Raw genomic sequence first — 15,921 nt, 5'->3', positions numbered from 1 at the left:
CAAACCTGCTAGGCGGCTTTGGACGTGGTCAGCTCTGTCAGGATCGAATAGATCGTTTGCTGTTCATTATTGGCCCGCAGCTTGGTGCAGTTTTCCTGACTGCGCAGCGTACGCGACACCAAAGCCAGCGCCTTTAGGTGTTCAGGGCTGTCATTGGATGGCGCCAGAAGCGTAAAGATCAGATCCACGGGCTGACGGTCAAGACTGTCAAAGTTCACCGGCTTTTCCAGACGGAAAAACAGCCCGACGATTTTATCCAGCGTTTCAAAGCGGGCGTGCGGAATGGCCACGCCACGCCCCACGCCGGTTGTGCCCAGGTTCTCGCGGGCTTGCAGAGCAGAAAACACCTCATCCGCTTTCACCTTGTAAACGGTTTCAGCCTGTTCCGAGATATCTTGAAGAAGTCGTTTTTTACTGGAAGCGCCAGCTGCATAGCGCACAGCCTTCACGTCCAATATTTCCGCCATTTTCATCTTATGCCCTGCTCTGCTTTGTCGGATGTTAGTCCGGGTCTATCCAGCCAATGTTACCATCGGCACGCTTGTAGACCACGTTCACCCGTTTTTGCCCTTCGTTCTGGAATACCAAAACGTTTTCGCCGGCCAGTTCCATCTGCATGACGGCCTCGCCGACGGACAAGGATTTGATCTTGGTCTGTGTTTCGGCAACGATAATTGGCTGAAGCGTTTCCGGTTCAGCGGCATCATCTCCGATGTCTTCCTGCGCGAGGATATACGACGGCGCGCCAAATGTTTCAACCGGTGTCGCGCGGTGGGAGTGGTGGTCTTTCAGCCTTCGCTTGTATCTTCGCAGCTGTTTTTCCATTTTTTCGCCACAGGCATCGAAAGAATCGTAGATTTCGGTCGCATGTGCCTTGGCATTCACAGTGAGGCCAGTTGACAGATGGACAGATGATTCGCAGACAAATTCATGTCTGTCTTTGGAAAACGTGATAATCGCCTCGGTGGGACGCTCGGCGTATTTATCTACAATTGCACTTAGTTCTTGTTTGACGTGCACCTGTAGTGAATCACCAATATCGATTTGTTTTCCGCTGATTTGATACCGCATGAAAAGTTCCTTTCAAGAGATTACAGAGCAATGCTCTGGCCGGGTGACGGCCACCCGGTTGATCGACCTGTGCAATGCGCACAGCACAACGGGTCAGACTGCGGCAAAGCTGCGGTACTGAGGGATATGCGCCAGAATTGGTGGGACGATCATAGGTTAAAGGTAGTGTGAACCGAGGCGTCTTGCAACTTTTATGCGTCACAAAATTGTAAGAAGTTTTGCAATAAGCGGATTAAAGCAGGTGGAATTCTGGGGAATGCTTAACGCTGTCTTAACCACTTATTCGGGCAAGTGCGGGCGAATGGGATGTTTGCTGTGCTGAAGGCGCAGTTTAGATTCGAAACTCTTCACCCAGATAAACGCGGCGCACTTCTTTGCTTTGTACCACTTCGTCGGGGGTGCCCGACATCAGAACCGAACCGCTGTACAAAATATAAGCGCGGTCGATAATTTCGAGCGTTTCACGCACATTGTGGTCGGTGATCAGCACGCCGATGTCGCGGTTTTTCAACTGGGCAACCAAGGTTCGGATGTCGCCCACAGCAATTGGATCAACGCCGGCAAAGGGTTCGTCCAGCAGCACGTAATTGGGATTACCTGCCAGACAGCGGGCTATTTCAACGCGGCGGCGTTCGCCACCTGACAGGGCCACGGCGGGGCTGTCGCGCAGGTGGGTGATGGAAAACTCTTCCATCAACTGTTCGGTGCGCTGGCGGCGTGTGGCCTTTTCTGGTTCCCATAATTCCACCACCGAGGCGATGTTTTGTTCCACCGTCATGCCGCGAAAGATGCTGGCTTCCTGCGGTAAGTAGCCCAGGCCCATGCGGGCGCGGCGGTACATGGGCAGGTTGGTCACGTCGCGCCCGTCGATGGTAACGGTGCCGGCATCCGCTGCGATCAGGCCCGCGATAGAATAAAAACTGGTGGTCTTGCCCGCGCCGTTCGGTCCCAACAGGGCAACCACTTCGCCGCGGTTCAGGCGCATGGATACATCCGTCAGGACTTTGCGCTTTTTAAAGGCTTTGCTCAGGCCAACAACAGACAGGCCCTTGGGCTGCGGATCTTGCAATGGGGATTGGGTCATTGATCGGACTTGGGCACAAACACAGATTTTACGTTGCCGCTCATGGTGCCGCGATTGGATTTCAAATCCAGTTTCAGCGCATCGCCTGAAATCGCGTTGGAGCCTTGCACCAGCACCACATCACCCGCCAGATTGACCGTGCTGCTGCCCACATTATAGGTGCCGTTCTGCGCTTCGGCGATTTCGGTGCCGTTGGTGAACATCACGTCTTTGGTGGCCTCAATCCGTTCAATCGCGCTTTGGGCGGCATTGTAAAGAACAAGGATTTTTTGGGCGGAAAAGATCAGGTTTCCCTGTACCGCGCGGGCGTTGCCTTCAAAGGTGGCAGAGTTTGAATTTTGCTCAACCGTCAGGTTATCGGCAGTGATTTCAACGGGTTGGCTGGCGTCAATGGTTATAGGGCTTAGGGCGATGCCCGTTCCCTGCGCCAAAGCGGGTGCTGTATTCAGGATCAGGGTAACCGCCAAAAGGCACATATTCAGTTGTCGCATAAAGCCCCCAATCCTATCCATCGTCCGGTTTATATAGCAGTTTAACGCCGTTGTTAAACATAAGAACAGCATTGCCCGCCGGATTCACATCCAGATCCTGTTTCAGCGTCATAGTGCCTGATTGAATCGACCCGAACGGGCCTTCTGCACGCACGGGGCCTGCGCTGAACACATTGCCGGTTTCAAAGTTGATCTGCACGTTCGAACTGCTGGCCTGATAGCCGTTTGTTGTGTGCAAATCCACGTTGCCGGACAGTTCTGCCTCAGAGGTCATCAGGTTCAGCGCGCCGGTGCCTGCGTTGGTGCGCATGGTGTTGCCGTTTTTGAAACTGATGGTGGTGTGGGGTTTGCTGAGTTCGATATTGTCGGGTTTGGGGCCATCGGGCAGCGCCCATTCCGCCGAAATCGAAAAGGCATCGCCTGATTTTGTGACACCTGAAAAATGTGGATTGGTGATTTTTTGCCCGATGGCCAATTCCGCCAGCGTGGCATCCGCAATAATCAGCCCTTCGCGCAGCTTGCTGGTGTTGGACAGCACAAAAATACTGGCCGTCAGCAGGATCGCGACGATGGGAAAGGCCCATTTCAGAATGGTGATCAGCCGCGAGTAGCCGTCCCGTTCTGCAATGCCAACTGTGGGTTCCTGACTGTCCACTTTAATGCGCAAATATATCGGTTTCGGGCCAACCCATCAGGTCGAGCGCACCGCGGTGAGGCAGGAAATCAAAGCAAGCCTGCGCGATTTCTGTGCGGCCTTCGCGGGCCAGACGAATATCCAACGCGGATTTGATGCGGTGCAGGTACAACACATCAGACGCGGCATAGTCGATCTGCGCCTTGGTCAGCTTTTCCGCGCCCCAGTCAGAGCTTTGTTGTTGCTTGGAAATATCCACGCCCAGCAATTCCTGCGTCAGGTTCCGCAACCCGTGGCGATCAGTGTATGTGCGGATCAGTTTGGACGCGATTTTGGTGCAATAGACGGGGGCCGCACGGGTGCCAAAGCGGTTTTCCATCGCAGCAATGTCAAAGCGGCCATAGTGGAACAGCTTTAGCTGGTCGGGATTGGCCAGAAGGCGGCAGAGGTTCGGCGCCTCGGTCTGGTCTTGTGCGATTTGCACCAGATGGGCGTTTCCGTCACCCGCTGACAATTGCACCAGACACAGTCTGTCTCGATGCGGGTGCAGCCCCATCGTTTCGCAGTCGATTGCCACAACCGGACCCAGATCCAGATCGTCAGGCAAATCGCCTTGGTGCAGATAATTTGTCATAGGTTTCCCTTATCCCAAGTGCAGCGCATGACGCCCCTTACAGATAATAGGGATAATCTACAAAGGATTAAAGATGTGTAGCGGGAACACGCCTGTGAGCGGATTTTTAAGTCAGACGAAATCAAAGTCCCCCCTGTCTATCTGGCCCGTGATCCCGTCCAGATCAATCCTGCTGTCCTGCCATGTGATGATTGTATCGCCACCTTTGCGGGAAATATCCAAGTCACGGAATTGAATTTTCCCTGATATTTCAATTATATCCTTGCCGTTCTGAAAGCCTTTGATGGTGTCGTGGCCTTGGTTCTGGTTTCCGTTATAGACAAAAACATCCGCGCCTTTGCCGCCAGTCAGGATGTCGTTGCCTTTGCCTCCGTCAAGCCTGTCGACGCCGCCCCCACCCAGCAGTTTATCGGTGCCATCGCCGCCAAACAGCGTGTCTTTGCCGACCGCGCCGAATATTTTATCGGCGTTTTTACCGCCGTTCAGCACGTCATTGCCGCTGTTGCCGTAAAGTTTGTCGTTGCCATCAGCGCCGCGCATGGCGTCATTGCCAAAGCCGCCGATCATGACGTCTTTACCGGCGCCACCAAACAGCCCGTCATTGCCGGATTCACCAAATAGGGTGTCATTGCCAAATCCGCCGAACAACTGGTCATTCCCATCCGAGGATTGCAGCGTGTCATGGCCGCCATTTCCCGTCAGTTTGTTGCGGGCGCTGTTGCCGATCAGCCAATCGTCGCCCGTGCCGCCTATAGCGTTTTCAATCAGGGATCGTGTGTCTTCAAAATACAAAAGGGCGTTAAATATATTACCACGGGCGAAAGTGTCATTTCCCAGCTTTGCCAATTGGGCGTCACCAAAAACCGAATAACTGCCCGGTGTCAGGTCAACCGTCACATCGTCGCGATAGGCGCTAAGGTCGTAGGTATCATTGCCGTTTCCGTCCCAGATCGTCGCAAAAATCCGGTTCGCGCCCGGTGAAATCCCTGCTGCACCATTCACCAAGGTTTCGCCCGTCGTGGGATCCCATTTATAGGTGGTATTTCCAGAGTTCGTTGTGAAATCAGCGCCGTATACATATTGCAAAGCCGCAATATCCGCCATCATAAAGGACTGCGCATAGCCCCATTGTTCATTCTGATAGTTGTTTCCATCATGGCCCACATAGGAACGATAGGTCATCACGGAATATTCCATGGAATCAAAATCGTCCGGCAACTTGCGCGTCAACCCGTCATCAAAAGTTGTGTGCCCGTGGGCCAGCCCCAAGGCGTGGCCGATCTCGTGGTAAAAGTTAATCCAGCCGAAATTCCCCGCCTGTGCATCTCGGTAATTTTCGACGGTTCCAAACCAGACATCCCCATTGTCGTCGATATCAAACGTGCCGTTGTTCTGCGGAAAATCCGCAACGCGGGCAGTCGGGGAGTCGCTTGAGCTGGTCTCGGCCAAGCGGATTTCGGCAAACTGGCTGTTCTGGTCGCCGCGCGATTCCACGTCTTGCAGGGTCAGTCCCTCAAATGAAAAACCGGCGCTGGCTTTTGGCCCGATATCGGCGCTTAAAACTGCATGGGCGGCGGTTTTCATCTTATCCGTCATGGTGTTGAAATTTGCGGGTAAATCCCCCAGTTGGGAGTAGTTATAGGCCGCCGCAGACACTGAAAACGCGTAATAAATCGTGGCATCGGCCCAAGCGGCGGTTGTTAGAATTCCATCGACAAAATCAGACCCGCTGGCGAAAATCCGTTTGGTGCTATTGCTAAAGCCGGTCATCTGCGTTCCTCCCTAAAAAACGGTGTGCCTAAAATAGTCTTTTGCGGTCCTGAAATGGGCCTGATCTGAATTGCAGCCCAGTATGTGGGTATTTCCGATCTATGCAAATAATTTCGCAGGCTTGCGGGGGGTGTTTGTGTTGCGAAAGGACACGTATTTCGTGATGATGGGGGGTGAATGAAGCGGTTGAACCCCCCAACGCCGTGGGATAATTCTATCTGTGCGTATGGCAAATAAAGGACACCACATGGCGCTGCTCCAGATGTTCCACCGGTTTTCCTGCGGTTTGTCACGTGGCATTGTCCCCAAGACAATAGCCTGCGTTCTGGCTTTGGTCCCTGTTCTGGCGCCGGTGCAGGCGACTGCGGATGACATCACGGTGTTTGCCGCTGCCAGCATGAAAAACGCTATGGATGTAGTTGCTGAAGAATGGGCTAAAGAAACTGGCCACAGGGCTTTGGTGTCGCTTGCGGGCAGTTCGGCCTTGGCGCGACAAATCCAGCAGGGCGCGCCTGCGGATGTGTTTATTTCGGCCAATACCAATTGGATGGATCGCCTTGATACAGACGGGTTGATCGCGGCGGATACGCGGTTTGATTTGCTTGGAAACGCGATTGTCCTTATCGCGCATGGCGCGGATGCGCCCGCAGTTGAAATCACCCCGAACCTTGATCTGGCGGGTCTGTTGGGGGGCGGTCATCTGGCCATGGCGCTGGTGGATGCGGTGCCTGCGGGGATTTACGGCAAGGCGGCGCTGACCCATCTTGGCCTGTGGGAGGGGGTCGCGGATCAGGTTGCGCAGGGCGATAATGTGCGCGCGGCGCTGGCCTTTGTTTCCACAGGTGAGGCCCCCTTTGGCATCGTCTATGCCACGGATGCGGTGGCGGACCAGCGGGTATCGGTGATTGGCACCTTCCCCGCCGACAGCCACCCGCCGATCATCTATCCCGCCGCAGCGATTGCTGACAGCACCAACCCGCTGACAGCGTCATTCCTGACCTTTTTGCGCAGCGCCCCCGCACGGTCTGCGTTTGAACAACAAGGGTTCGTTGTCCTTGGAAAATAGAGCATCCACATGGAGTGGTTAAGCCCCCAAGAATGGAGCGCGGTCGCCCTGTCGCTGCGGGTGTCTTTTTGGGCGACGCTGTTCAGCCTGCCGTTTGGGGTGTTTGTGGCCTATGCGCTGGCCCGCTGGCAGTTTGCGGGTAAGCAGTTGCTGAACGGTGTGGTGCATCTGCCGCTGATCCTGCCCCCTGTGGTGACGGGTTATCTGCTGCTGTTGACCCTTGGCACCAAAGCCCCGCTCGGCGGGTTTCTGGCTGATCTTGGTATCATATTCGCCTTTCGCTGGACGGGGGCTGCACTGGCGGCGGCGGTGATGGGGTTTCCGCTGATGGTGCGCGCCATTCGTCTGTCGATTGAAGCGGTGGACCCGAAACTGGAACAGGCGGCGGCCACCCTTGGGGCGTCCCCTGTGTGGATTTTTGCCACCGTCACCCTGCCGTTGATCCTGCCCGGGATTATCGTGGGCACGATCCTTGCTTTTGCCAAGGCAATGGGGGAATTCGGGGCGACGATAACCTTTGTGTCCAATATTCCGGGGCAAACACAGACACTGCCCTCGGCGATTTATGCGTTTTTGCAAGTGCCGGACGGCGAAGGCTCGGCCCTGCGGTTGGTCGTCGTTTCGATCATTGTGGCCATGTCCGCGTTGGTGCTGTCAGAAATTCTGGCGGCCCGTGTTTCACGCAGGATCAAAGGCGCATGAGCCTGTCTGTCGCCATAAAACACCGCTTCCCCGCGTTTGATCTGGACGTGGATTTTGATGCGCCGTCGGGTGTGACGGCGCTGTTCGGGCGCTCTGGTTCGGGCAAGACCACGCTGGTGAATGCCATTGCGGGGCTGTTGCGCCCGCAGGCGGGGCGGGTTTCAGTCAACGGGCAGGTTCTGTTTGACAGTGCGACGCGCCATTGGGTGCCCCCTAGCAAGCGGCGCATCGGTTATGTTTTTCAAGAAGGCCGCCTGTTTCCCCATCTGAACGTGCAGCAAAACCTGCGCTACGGGGCGTGGTTTTCGGGCAAACAGCGGGCGGGGGCGGATTTCGATCATGTGGTGGATCTGCTGGGCATTGCGCCTTTGTTGCCGCGCCGTCCTGCTGATCTGTCAGGGGGCGAAAAGCAGCGCGTTGCCATCGGGCGGGCTTTGCTGTCTGCGCCGGATCTGTTGTTGATGGATGAACCTCTTGCCGCGCTGGATGAGCCGCGCAAACTGGAAATCCTGCCCTATCTGGAACGCCTGCGCGACGAAACGGACATCCCGATCATCTATGTCAGCCATAACATTGCCGAAATCGCGCGGCTGGCCACCACGATTGTGGTTCTGAACGACGGCAAACTGATCCGCAGTGGTCCCGCGCCCGATGTTTTGGGCGACCCGTCTGTGTCTTCAACACTTGGGGTGCGCGGGGCGGGGGCGCTGCTGCGCACAGAGGTGCTGGCCCATCACGATGATGGTTTAACCGAACTGGCCATTGGCGAGGGCCGTTTGTACCTGCCCCGTATCCACGCCGCTGTTGGCGCGCATATCAGGGTCAGGATTGCGGCGCAGGATGTGGTGCTGGCGACCCGCAAACCCGACCATATTTCCGCGCTGAATATTTTGGAAGGCACGATCACCGAACTGCGTATGGGCGACGGGCCGGGGGTTATGGTGTCGATCAATGTGGGTGGTCAAAACATGCTGGCCCGCATCACGCGGCGTTCTTGCGACGCGCTGGGCCTGCATCAAGGCATGACCTGCTACGGCATCACAAAATCTGTGGCCGTGGCCCGCGACGATATTGGCACAGCCGCGGATTAGCGGCGGATTATAGGTCCATTTCCAGCAGGACAGAGGCCAGACATTTTCCGTGGGCATCCAGCACCAGCGACCGTGTAACCCCGCCTTTCAGCGCGCCTTTCAGCACGAAATTCAGCGCCTGAAGCTGGGGCAGAACATAGCGGGTGATTTCGCCTGCAAAAGCGGGGCCGAAATGAGCGGCGACTTTTTCGGCGGTTAGATCCCGCTCCAAACGCGCCCAATGCTCGGGTTTGTAGGCGATGACAGAGATGTTGGATGTGTCGCCTTTATCGCCCGTACGGCCATGGGCGATGTCATGCAATTGCATTTTGTGTCTCCAGAATTTCAAAGCCGGTTTTGACGTTTTTGGCGGGCAAAAGGGTTGAGGCGATGGCGATCACCTCGGTGACGGATCGGGTAACGCCGCCGCCGCCTGCGGGGCCGCACAGGTACAGGCTTTCCACTTCTTCGGTGACGCTTTGGGCGATGGCGGCTGTTTTGCAGCGGGCGGCGAAACGCAATCGGACCTCATGAGGGGATGCCGGTTCGCTGGCTGTCGCTGCGCGGGGGACAGAGTTGTATCCGATCAGATCATGGCGGCTTTCCAGCAGGGGGATGCCCGCATCCATCAGGCGGTCTTGTACCAGTTTTGCGGCAAGTTCAGCCCGTGCTACACAGTTTTTGCCTGCATAGGTTATTTGGCCATCAGCCTTCCAGCCATCGCGGTATCCTACTGAAATTTTTAGAAAACCCGTTGCCGCATGTCCGTCTGCGCCTGAAACGGCTACACGATTTGGGGCGGTTTCTGTCAGGGTAACTTTGGAAAAATCCGCAACCACATCGGGCTGAATGTATTCGGCTGGGTTGTGGATTTCATAGAGCATTTGTTCGATACAGGTGGCCCGTGTGACGCACCCGCCGCTGCCTTCTACTTTAGTAATCACTGCGTTTCCATCGGCTGAAACCTCGGCCAAGGGGAAGCCGATGCGGGGCAGGTTTGGGACATCTTTCAAGCCCGGATCAGCGAAATATCCGCCGGTGATCTGGGCTGAACATTCCAGCAAATGGCCCACCAGCGTGCCACGGCCCAAACGGGTCCAGTCATCCATCGCCCAGCCGAAATGATGCACCAAAGGTGCAAGAAACAGCGCCGGATCAGATGCGCGTCCGCAGATGACAACATCCGCCCCCGCGTCTAGCGCGGCCACAATCGGGGTAATGCCGATATAGGCGTTGGCCGAAACCAGTTGATCCCCTAGGGCTGTCGCAGTGCCGCCTGTTTCATCCAAGTGAAAAGGGCCGATGCCAGCCAGAACATCATCACCAGTGACAGCGGCGATTTTCAGGTGGCCCAGCCCCAGTTCGCTGCAAATCTTGCGGACCAGCCTTGCGGCGGCCTGTGGATTGGCAGCGCCCATGTTTGACACAATCCGCGTGCCGTTTTTTGCGGTGATCGGCAGCACCGCCCGCATGCGGCGCTCCAGCATGGGGTCAAACCCAGCGGTAGGGTCTTTCAGGCGCGCTTGTTGGGCCAGTGCGATGGTGCGTTCAGCCAGACATTCAAACACCAGAAAATCCAGATTGCCGTGTTCTGCCAGTTCAATAGCGGGGGCGATGCGATCGCCTGAAAATCCGGCACCCGCGCCGATACGAAGACAGGTCATGCCAGTTCCTTTCGCTGGGCCGCGCCCAGAACATAGACCCCTGCCAGGATGGCCAAAGCGATAAAGGGCGTTGCGGGGTGGGGCCAGATTGCGATGGCGATGACTGCAAATAATATCCCGACATCCAGCATCCGAGAGCGGGTCAGTTGCACGCCTGCCAGCAGCGCGGGAATGGCGATCACAAGGGCAAAGCCTGCGGCGATAGCCTCGACTGCGTCAAACCAACTGCCTTGCAGGGTCATGCCCGGGTTCAGCAGGAACAGGAAGGGCACCACATAGGTGACAGCGCCCAGACGCACGGCCTCTCCGGCGGCGGGCAGCCAGTTGGTTTTGGCGATGCCCGCCCCGACAAATACAGCGACGCAGACGGGCGGCGTGATGACGGAGATGGTGGCAAAGTAAAACACGAACAAATGGGCGGCCAGCGGGTCTACACCCACGGCGGTCATGGCGGGGGCCAGCACTGCGGCGACCAGAACATAGGCAGCGGTGGTGGGCAGGCCCATGCCCATGATCAGGCAAACACCGCCCACAATCAGCGCGACAAACGGCACGGAATCCCCTGCCATGGTCACGATCAAGGAGGACAAGGTGACGCCGATCCCTGTCAGGTTGATCATCGACACCAGCACTTGTGCGCCAGCCAAAAGGACACCGATGATGACCATGCCTTTGCCTGCGTCCTCTAGCCCGTCGATGATTTTACCGATCATTTTGCGCGGTGACAGTTGGCCAAATTGGGTGGCGACAAAAGCGATCAACAGGCCGACGACGCCGTAAAATGCCGCCGTAGAAATAGAACGCCCCAGCCAGATGCCGATGCCAAGCCCCGTAAGGGCGGCAAGGATCGGCAGGGTACGGCGGGGGGCGATGATGGTTTTCCACGCAGGCAAGTCTGCTTCGGGGACAACGGCCAGATTGCGGCGCACGGCGACGAAATGCACCGTCATAAAGACCGACAGATAGAACAGAACGGCGGGAATAATTGCGCCAAGGATGATGGTCATGTAAGGAATGCCAAGGATTTCAGCCATCACAAAGGCAGCCGCCCCCATGATCGGCGGCGCAATTTGCCCGCCCGTAGAGGCAACGGCTTCAACCGCGGCGGCAAAGGGGCGGGGATAGCCCAGACGGATCATCATCGGGATGGTAAAGTTGCCCGTGGTGGCCACATTGGCCACAGCCGAGCCTGAAATCATGCCAAACAGACCGCTGGCGATTGTGGCGATTTTTGCGGCTCCACCCGGTTGGCGACCGCCAAGGCGCATGGCCAGATCCATAAACGCCTGCCCGCCGCCTGTGTGCAGCAACAGCGCGCCGAACAGCACGAAAGCGGCGATGACGGTGGCGGCGACGCCCGTCAACATGCCCCAGATGCCAAGGTCGCCCAGAAAGATGGTTTCAGTGACAAACGCACTGTCAAAACCGCGGTGATGCAACGGGCCGGGCAGCATATTGCCAAACAGCGCATAGCCAACGCCGATCATCACCAGCAGCGGAAAGATCAGCCCGACCGTGCGGCGGCCCAGTTCCAGAACAGCCAGCACCAGACCAGCGGTCAGCGCCTTATCCAATGTGGTGGCCCAAGGCAGGGTGGTCATGATCTGGTCATAGTTCCAGACCACATAGCCACAGGCGGCAAGGGTGGTTGCCGTCAGGGCCAGATCAACGATCAGCCCGACCGGACGCCAGGGTTTCCCGGCGCCCAAGGGGAACAGCGCATATCCAAGGGCAGCAACCAGCGCCAGAAACAAGGCTCTTTGGATCAGGCCTTCGAAGGGGCCGCTTGCGGCGGTGTAAAAGACGAACATCCCGACAAGAATGGCCAGCCCTTTTTGTACGCGTTCCAGTGTCATCGGCTTATTTCGCAGCCGGAAGAAGTTTTGCAGGCAGCTCTATGCCTTGTTCTTCGAACCAGCGCACGGCACCGGGGTGCAGCGGGATGGTGCCAAATTGCAGGGTCATATCGGCAAGGCTTGCGCCTTTCAGGCTGGCCATTGCGTTGGCTTGGGCGGATGTGTCTGCCATGATGGCGCTGACGATTTTATAGGCGGTTTCGTCATCCATTGATGCTGGGGCCGCAACGCCGACGCCAAAGCTCCATGTGGTATAGGCGGGGATGCCGTCTGCCGCGCCTGCGGGGATATCCACGACGGAAATATCGGGCATTTCAGCGCGCAGTTTATCGGCTTGCTCGGCGCTTAGGCCCAAAATCCCGATGTCTGTCGCGGTTGCGATATCCATTGTGGACCCGTCCAGCTTGTTGCCGGAACCTGATTTCACATAGCCCGCAACGCGGTTGTCTTTGATGGAATTTACGATGTCCGTGGTGGACCCGCGCACATAATCCGCCGTCAGACCAAGGGTCTTGAACACGGCTTCTGTGGTGGATTCTGTGGCCGAGCCTTTGATGCCGGGATTGAACTTCACCGATGCCAGCCCTTCCAGGCTGTCTACATTCGCATCATTGCGCAGAACCACGTTTTGCGGCGCACCTGTATAGACCCACAACAGGCGCAGGTCTTGGGCGTTGCCTTCAAATTCATTGCTGCCTGCATTGGCGTGCTGTGCAACGTTTGTGGTCACAAGGCCAAGGTCGATCTGGTTGCGCGACATGCGGCGGATGTTGTCCATCGTTGCGCCGGTTTCCACCACGGTGGCTTTCACGCCTTCGGCGTTTTCGTTGATCAACTGGCCCACAGCCACGAAATAACCGTAGTGGCTGGACGAGGCCGATGTTGACCCGATCAGCAGGTCTTGGGCCTGTGCGTTAAAGGCTGTGCTTGCCAGAATGGTAGCGCCCAAAAGAGCGCGGAATGTATGTTTCATGGTATCCTCCCAATGTCGTCCTGCGCAAAACACACCTGTGAATTGCTGTCAGGTCCTCTGCGTTTAATATGGCAAAAGCTGTCTATTGCAAGAAGTGCAAATATTGCGATAATTAGTGCATGAAACGCAACAAACCCACGATTGCCGATTTTCAGGCGGTGCTGGCGCTGACCAAAGAGGCGTCTTTTCGCGCCGCCGCGGATGCGCTGGGCCTGTCACCATCCGCCTTGTCCCGCCAGATCACCGCGCTGGAATCGCGATTGCAGACGCGGCTGTTTGATCGCGATACCCGTAATATGGAAATCACCGACTCTGGCCGTGCGTTTGCCCGTATTGCCCAGCGGATGATCAACACTGTGGATGACGGCATGATCGAATTCGACGCCCATCAATCGGCGCGCCGGGGTCTGTTAACCATTGCGGGTCTGCCGTCGATCACCGCAAGCCTGCTGCCTGAAATTCTGCGCAGCTTTACCTCCGAACATCCTGACATCGACCTGCGGATCATCGACGCCTTATCGGGCAGCGTGCTGGATGCGGTGGAAACCGGCGAGGCAGACATCGGTTTTACCGCTGGCACGGTGTCAGTGCGGTCGCGACTGGCGTTTCAGCCGTTGATGGAGGATGAGTTCGTGGCGCTGGGCCTGCCTGATGGGCCCTTGGCACAGGATCGCGATTATGGCTGGGCTGAACTTGTGTCGATGCCGTTTATCGCCATGGCCCCCGGCACCAGTGTACGCGAATTGATCGACGGCACCTGTCTGCGGTTCGGCCATGTGTTAAGCCCCCGTTTTGAGGTGGCCCATCTGGCCACGGCAGGGGCGCTGGTATCAGCGGGGCTGGGTATTACGGCGCTGCCAAAGCTGACGCTGGCGGTGTTGCGCTGTGATCATCTGGTGATCCGCACCATTGGGGATTTCGGCGCGCGGCGGCGGATTGGTCTGGTCCGTCGATCAGGCCGTACTTTATCGCCAGCGGCAACCGCATTCCTGCGCCATGTGCGGATGAGCAAGCTTCCCTAGGCACGGGCGTGCCTGTTTCGACACCTATTACAAGGGCGCAAAGACACTAAAAACGGCGCCCTCGTCGTCCTGCGACTGTGAAATCAAAACTTCACCTTAGCTTCGCACAGTTGTCACATCCCCGGACGATACCCCTTTTGAAAACCGACGCACTCAATCGTGATGTGCCACATTCTTCAGAAGGAAAACGTCAATGCTCATTCAACGCCGTCACGCGCTAGGCCTAATGGGGGCCGCTGCTGGTTCCCTGATCCTGCCACGCATGGGGTCTGCCCAGACCAACCGCCGCACCATCACTGTGGCTGTTCAAAAGATCACCAATAACAACACGCTGGATGTTTGGAATGAACAGTCCAACGTGGGCGAGCGGGTGTTCTTTCCGAACCTGTGGGAAGGTCTGATCAACCGCAACTGGATGGGCGATCAAGGCGGTGTTCCGGGCTTGGCGACAGAATGGAAACGTCTGGACGACAAGACCCTTGAACTGAAACTGCGTCAGGGCGTGAAGTTCCACAACGGCGATGAAATGACCGCCGACGATGTTGTGTTCTCATTCTCGGACGAGCGGGTGTTTGCAGGCACGCAGCCAGATGGTGGCGCAACGCTTTATGCTGAAAACTTCCAGCCTAAGACCGACAAAGAACTGCCAGCGGGCGTTCCGGGTGTGGGTCGTCGTTTGTGGCCAGCCCTGCGCGGTGTTGAAGCGGTTGATAAGTACACAGTGCGGTTCCACAACGCATCGCCTGATGTGACTTTGGAAGGCCGCCTGATCGCTTTCGGGTCCCAAATCGCCAGCCGTCGTGCGTGGGATGAATCCGCGAATTACGCTGAATGGGCCAATGCGCCTGTGACCACCGGTGCTTACCGCGTCGAAGAATATCGCCCCGATGTATCGCTGACTCTGGTGGCCCATGATGAATATTGGGGTGGCCGTCCACCGCTTGCCAAAATCCGCTTCCTCGAAGTACCCGAGGTGGCCAGCCGCGTGAACGGTCTGATGTCTGGCGAATATGATTTCGCCTGTGACCTGCCACCGGATCAACTGGACGCCGTGCGCAATACTGCGGGTCTGGAAGTGCAGGGTTCGACCATTTTGAACCACCGCATTCAGGTGTTCGACAAGGTTCACCCCGTGCTGGAAAACCCGATGATCCGCCGCGCCATGACCCATTCCATCGACCGCGACCTGATCGTCAAAGCCCTGTGGGACGGCCAAACCAAGGTTCCTGCCGGTCTGCAATTTGAATTCTACGACGATATGTTCATCAAGGGCTGGACGGCCCCTGAATTTGATCTGGCCATGGCCCGCGATCTGGTGAAACAGTCCGGCTACAAAGGCGATGCGATCCCGTTCCGTGTGCTGAACAACTATTACATCAATCAGGTCTCCAATGCGCAGATCATGGTTGAAATGTGGAAACAGGCGGGCCTGAACGTTGAAATCCAGATGGTCGAAAACTGGGGCCAGGTGCTGGAAGACAATGAAACACGCGGTATCCGTGATTGGTCCAACTCGGCCACATTCAACGATCCGGTGTCTTCGATTGTTGCGCAGCACGGCCCGAACGGTCTGCAACAACAGCGCGGCGAATGGTCGAACACTGAAATGAACGAACTGTCCAACTTTATGCAAAAGTCGGTGGATCGTCCGGCCCGCAAAAAGGCCTTTGCCCGCATGTTGGAAATCTCCGAGCGTGAAGATCCGGCTTTCCAAGTGCTGCACCAGAACTGTGTGTTCACCGGCATGAAATCCGAGTTGAACTGGAAGGCAGCCCCTGCCTTTGCCATGGACTTCCGCGCTGAAAACTGGCGCGCGTCCTAATCCCGATCCAAACCCAAAGGCGCAGCGGTCCATTCGCTGCGCCATCTGTTTTTGTTGGAGCC

The 15,921-nt window shown here is 56.8% G+C and carries 16 protein-coding genes; 5 read left to right on the top strand and 11 right to left on the bottom strand.

Annotated features, from left to right (window positions below; all coding sequences use genetic code 11):
* Window positions 1–8: 8 nt before the first annotated feature.
* The 7 genes from GGE09_RS01325 to GGE09_RS01295 form a co-directional block, all read right to left on the bottom strand.
* Window positions 9–473 carry a PTS sugar transporter subunit IIA gene (locus GGE09_RS01325; protein WP_309743084.1) on the bottom strand — a complete coding sequence of 155 codons (465 nt, stop codon included), beginning with the start codon at window positions 471–473 and terminating at the stop codon, window positions 9–11.
* Between the two features lie 28 nt (window positions 474–501).
* On the bottom strand, window positions 502–1,071 hold the full coding sequence (hpf, locus tag GGE09_RS01320) for a ribosome hibernation-promoting factor, HPF/YfiA family (protein ID WP_309743082.1): 570 nt from the start codon (window positions 1,069–1,071) through the stop codon (window positions 502–504).
* Window positions 1,072–1,402: 331 nt separating this feature from the next.
* A complete protein-coding gene (gene lptB / locus GGE09_RS01315; protein ID WP_309743080.1) occupies window positions 1,403–2,155 on the bottom strand; it encodes an LPS export ABC transporter ATP-binding protein in 753 nt (250 codons plus the stop codon).
* The gene (locus tag GGE09_RS01310; RefSeq protein WP_309743078.1) at window positions 2,152–2,646 is read right to left on the bottom strand and encodes an LptA/OstA family protein; all 495 of its coding nucleotides are present in this window, start codon (window positions 2,644–2,646) and stop codon (window positions 2,152–2,154) included. Before GGE09_RS01310 ends, lptB begins: the two co-directional genes overlap by 4 nt.
* 13 nt (window positions 2,647–2,659) lie before the next feature.
* Window positions 2,660–3,313 (bottom strand): LPS export ABC transporter periplasmic protein LptC, encoded by a 654-nt coding sequence (lptC, locus tag GGE09_RS01305; protein ID WP_309743076.1) that lies wholly within the window; start codon window positions 3,311–3,313, stop codon window positions 2,660–2,662.
* The gene (locus GGE09_RS01300; protein WP_309743074.1) at window positions 3,303–3,914 is read right to left on the bottom strand and encodes a ribonuclease H-like domain-containing protein; all 612 of its coding nucleotides are present in this window, start codon (window positions 3,912–3,914) and stop codon (window positions 3,303–3,305) included. Before GGE09_RS01300 ends, lptC begins: the two co-directional genes overlap by 11 nt.
* A gap of 111 nt (window positions 3,915–4,025) precedes the next feature.
* Window positions 4,026–5,684 carry a M10 family metallopeptidase gene (locus tag GGE09_RS01295; protein ID WP_309743072.1) on the bottom strand — a complete coding sequence of 553 codons (1,659 nt, stop codon included), beginning with the start codon at window positions 5,682–5,684 and terminating at the stop codon, window positions 4,026–4,028.
* A 247-nt stretch (window positions 5,685–5,931) separates the two neighbouring features.
* On the opposite strand from GGE09_RS01295, the gene modA reads away from it, so the two are divergent.
* From modA to modC, 3 genes are read left to right on the top strand one after another with little or no spacing between them, the layout of a single operon-like run.
* Window positions 5,932–6,750, top strand: a complete 819-nt coding sequence (modA, locus tag GGE09_RS01290; protein ID WP_309743070.1) for a molybdate ABC transporter substrate-binding protein — start codon at window positions 5,932–5,934, stop codon at window positions 6,748–6,750.
* A gap of 9 nt (window positions 6,751–6,759) precedes the next feature.
* Window positions 6,760–7,452: a molybdate ABC transporter permease subunit gene (gene modB / locus GGE09_RS01285; protein ID WP_309743068.1), complete on the top strand. Its 693-nt coding sequence runs from the start codon at window positions 6,760–6,762 to the stop codon at window positions 7,450–7,452.
* Complete coding sequence (gene modC, locus GGE09_RS01280) at window positions 7,449–8,543, top strand: molybdenum ABC transporter ATP-binding protein (RefSeq protein ID WP_309743066.1); 1,095 nt, start codon at window positions 7,449–7,451, stop codon at window positions 8,541–8,543. Before modB ends, modC begins: the two co-directional genes overlap by 4 nt.
* A 7-nt stretch (window positions 8,544–8,550) precedes the next feature.
* Here the strand turns inward: modC and GGE09_RS01275 are convergent, their stop codons facing one another.
* The 4 genes from GGE09_RS01275 to GGE09_RS01260 are packed head-to-tail and all read right to left on the bottom strand — an operon-like array spanning window position 8,551 to window position 13,015.
* Complete coding sequence (locus tag GGE09_RS01275) at window positions 8,551–8,850, bottom strand: hypothetical protein (RefSeq protein ID WP_309743063.1); 300 nt, start codon at window positions 8,848–8,850, stop codon at window positions 8,551–8,553.
* On the bottom strand, window positions 8,837–10,186 hold the full coding sequence (locus GGE09_RS01270; protein WP_309743062.1) for an acyclic terpene utilization AtuA family protein: 1,350 nt from the start codon (window positions 10,184–10,186) through the stop codon (window positions 8,837–8,839). The genes GGE09_RS01275 and GGE09_RS01270 overlap by 14 nt, the downstream gene beginning before the upstream one ends.
* Entirely contained in the window at window positions 10,183–12,042 is a 1,860-nt protein-coding gene (locus tag GGE09_RS01265) for a TRAP transporter fused permease subunit (protein WP_309743060.1), read from the bottom strand. Before GGE09_RS01265 ends, GGE09_RS01270 begins: the two co-directional genes overlap by 4 nt.
* Window positions 12,043–12,046: 4 nt before the next feature.
* Window positions 12,047–13,015 carry a TAXI family TRAP transporter solute-binding subunit gene (locus tag GGE09_RS01260; RefSeq protein WP_309743057.1) on the bottom strand — a complete coding sequence of 323 codons (969 nt, stop codon included), beginning with the start codon at window positions 13,013–13,015 and terminating at the stop codon, window positions 12,047–12,049.
* A gap of 119 nt (window positions 13,016–13,134) precedes the next feature.
* On the opposite strand from GGE09_RS01260, the gene GGE09_RS01255 reads away from it, so the two are divergent.
* Window positions 13,135–14,037 (top strand): LysR family transcriptional regulator, encoded by a 903-nt coding sequence (locus tag GGE09_RS01255; protein ID WP_309743055.1) that lies wholly within the window; start codon window positions 13,135–13,137, stop codon window positions 14,035–14,037.
* A 193-nt stretch (window positions 14,038–14,230) separates the two neighbouring features.
* Window positions 14,231–15,859, top strand: coding sequence for an ABC transporter substrate-binding protein (locus GGE09_RS01250; protein ID WP_309743053.1), 1,629 nt, complete (start codon window positions 14,231–14,233; stop codon window positions 15,857–15,859).
* Window positions 15,860–15,921: the final 62 nt, after the last annotated feature.

Source organism: Roseobacter sp. N2S (genome assembly GCF_031454055.1).
Taxonomy (GTDB): Bacteria; Pseudomonadota; Alphaproteobacteria; order Rhodobacterales; family Rhodobacteraceae; genus Amylibacter.
Note: the sequence above shows the minus strand (reverse complement) of the source record. Positions and strands in the feature narration are given on the sequence as shown.

Bases quoted from the DNA above. Each gene is read 5' to 3' on its own strand.
- GGE09_RS01325 (WP_309743084.1), bottom strand. From the start codon at position 473: ATGAAAATGGCGGAAATATTGGACGTGAAGGCTGTGCGCTATGCAGCT.
- hpf (WP_309743082.1), bottom strand. From the start codon at position 1,071: ATGCGGTATCAAATCAGCGGAAAACAAATCGATATTGGTGATTCACTA.
- lptB (WP_309743080.1), bottom strand. From the start codon at position 2,155: ATGACCCAATCCCCATTGCAAGATCCGCAGCCCAAGGGCCTGTCTGTT.
- GGE09_RS01310 (WP_309743078.1), bottom strand. From the start codon at position 2,646: ATGCGACAACTGAATATGTGCCTTTTGGCGGTTACCCTGATCCTGAAT.
- GGE09_RS01300 (WP_309743074.1), bottom strand. From the start codon at position 3,914: ATGACAAATTATCTGCACCAAGGCGATTTGCCTGACGATCTGGATCTG.
- GGE09_RS01295 (WP_309743072.1), bottom strand. From the start codon at position 5,684: ATGACCGGCTTTAGCAATAGCACCAAACGGATTTTCGCCAGCGGGTCT.
- modA (WP_309743070.1), top strand. From the start codon at position 5,932: ATGGCGCTGCTCCAGATGTTCCACCGGTTTTCCTGCGGTTTGTCACGT.
- modB (WP_309743068.1), top strand. From the start codon at position 6,760: ATGGAGTGGTTAAGCCCCCAAGAATGGAGCGCGGTCGCCCTGTCGCTG.
- modC (WP_309743066.1), top strand. From the start codon at position 7,449: ATGAGCCTGTCTGTCGCCATAAAACACCGCTTCCCCGCGTTTGATCTG.
- GGE09_RS01275 (WP_309743063.1), bottom strand. From the start codon at position 8,850: ATGCAATTGCATGACATCGCCCATGGCCGTACGGGCGATAAAGGCGAC.
- GGE09_RS01270 (WP_309743062.1), bottom strand. From the start codon at position 10,186: ATGACCTGTCTTCGTATCGGCGCGGGTGCCGGATTTTCAGGCGATCGC.
- GGE09_RS01265 (WP_309743060.1), bottom strand. From the start codon at position 12,042: ATGACACTGGAACGCGTACAAAAAGGGCTGGCCATTCTTGTCGGGATG.
- GGE09_RS01260 (WP_309743057.1), bottom strand. From the start codon at position 13,015: ATGAAACATACATTCCGCGCTCTTTTGGGCGCTACCATTCTGGCAAGC.
- GGE09_RS01255 (WP_309743055.1), top strand. From the start codon at position 13,135: ATGAAACGCAACAAACCCACGATTGCCGATTTTCAGGCGGTGCTGGCG.
- GGE09_RS01250 (WP_309743053.1), top strand. From the start codon at position 14,231: ATGCTCATTCAACGCCGTCACGCGCTAGGCCTAATGGGGGCCGCTGCT.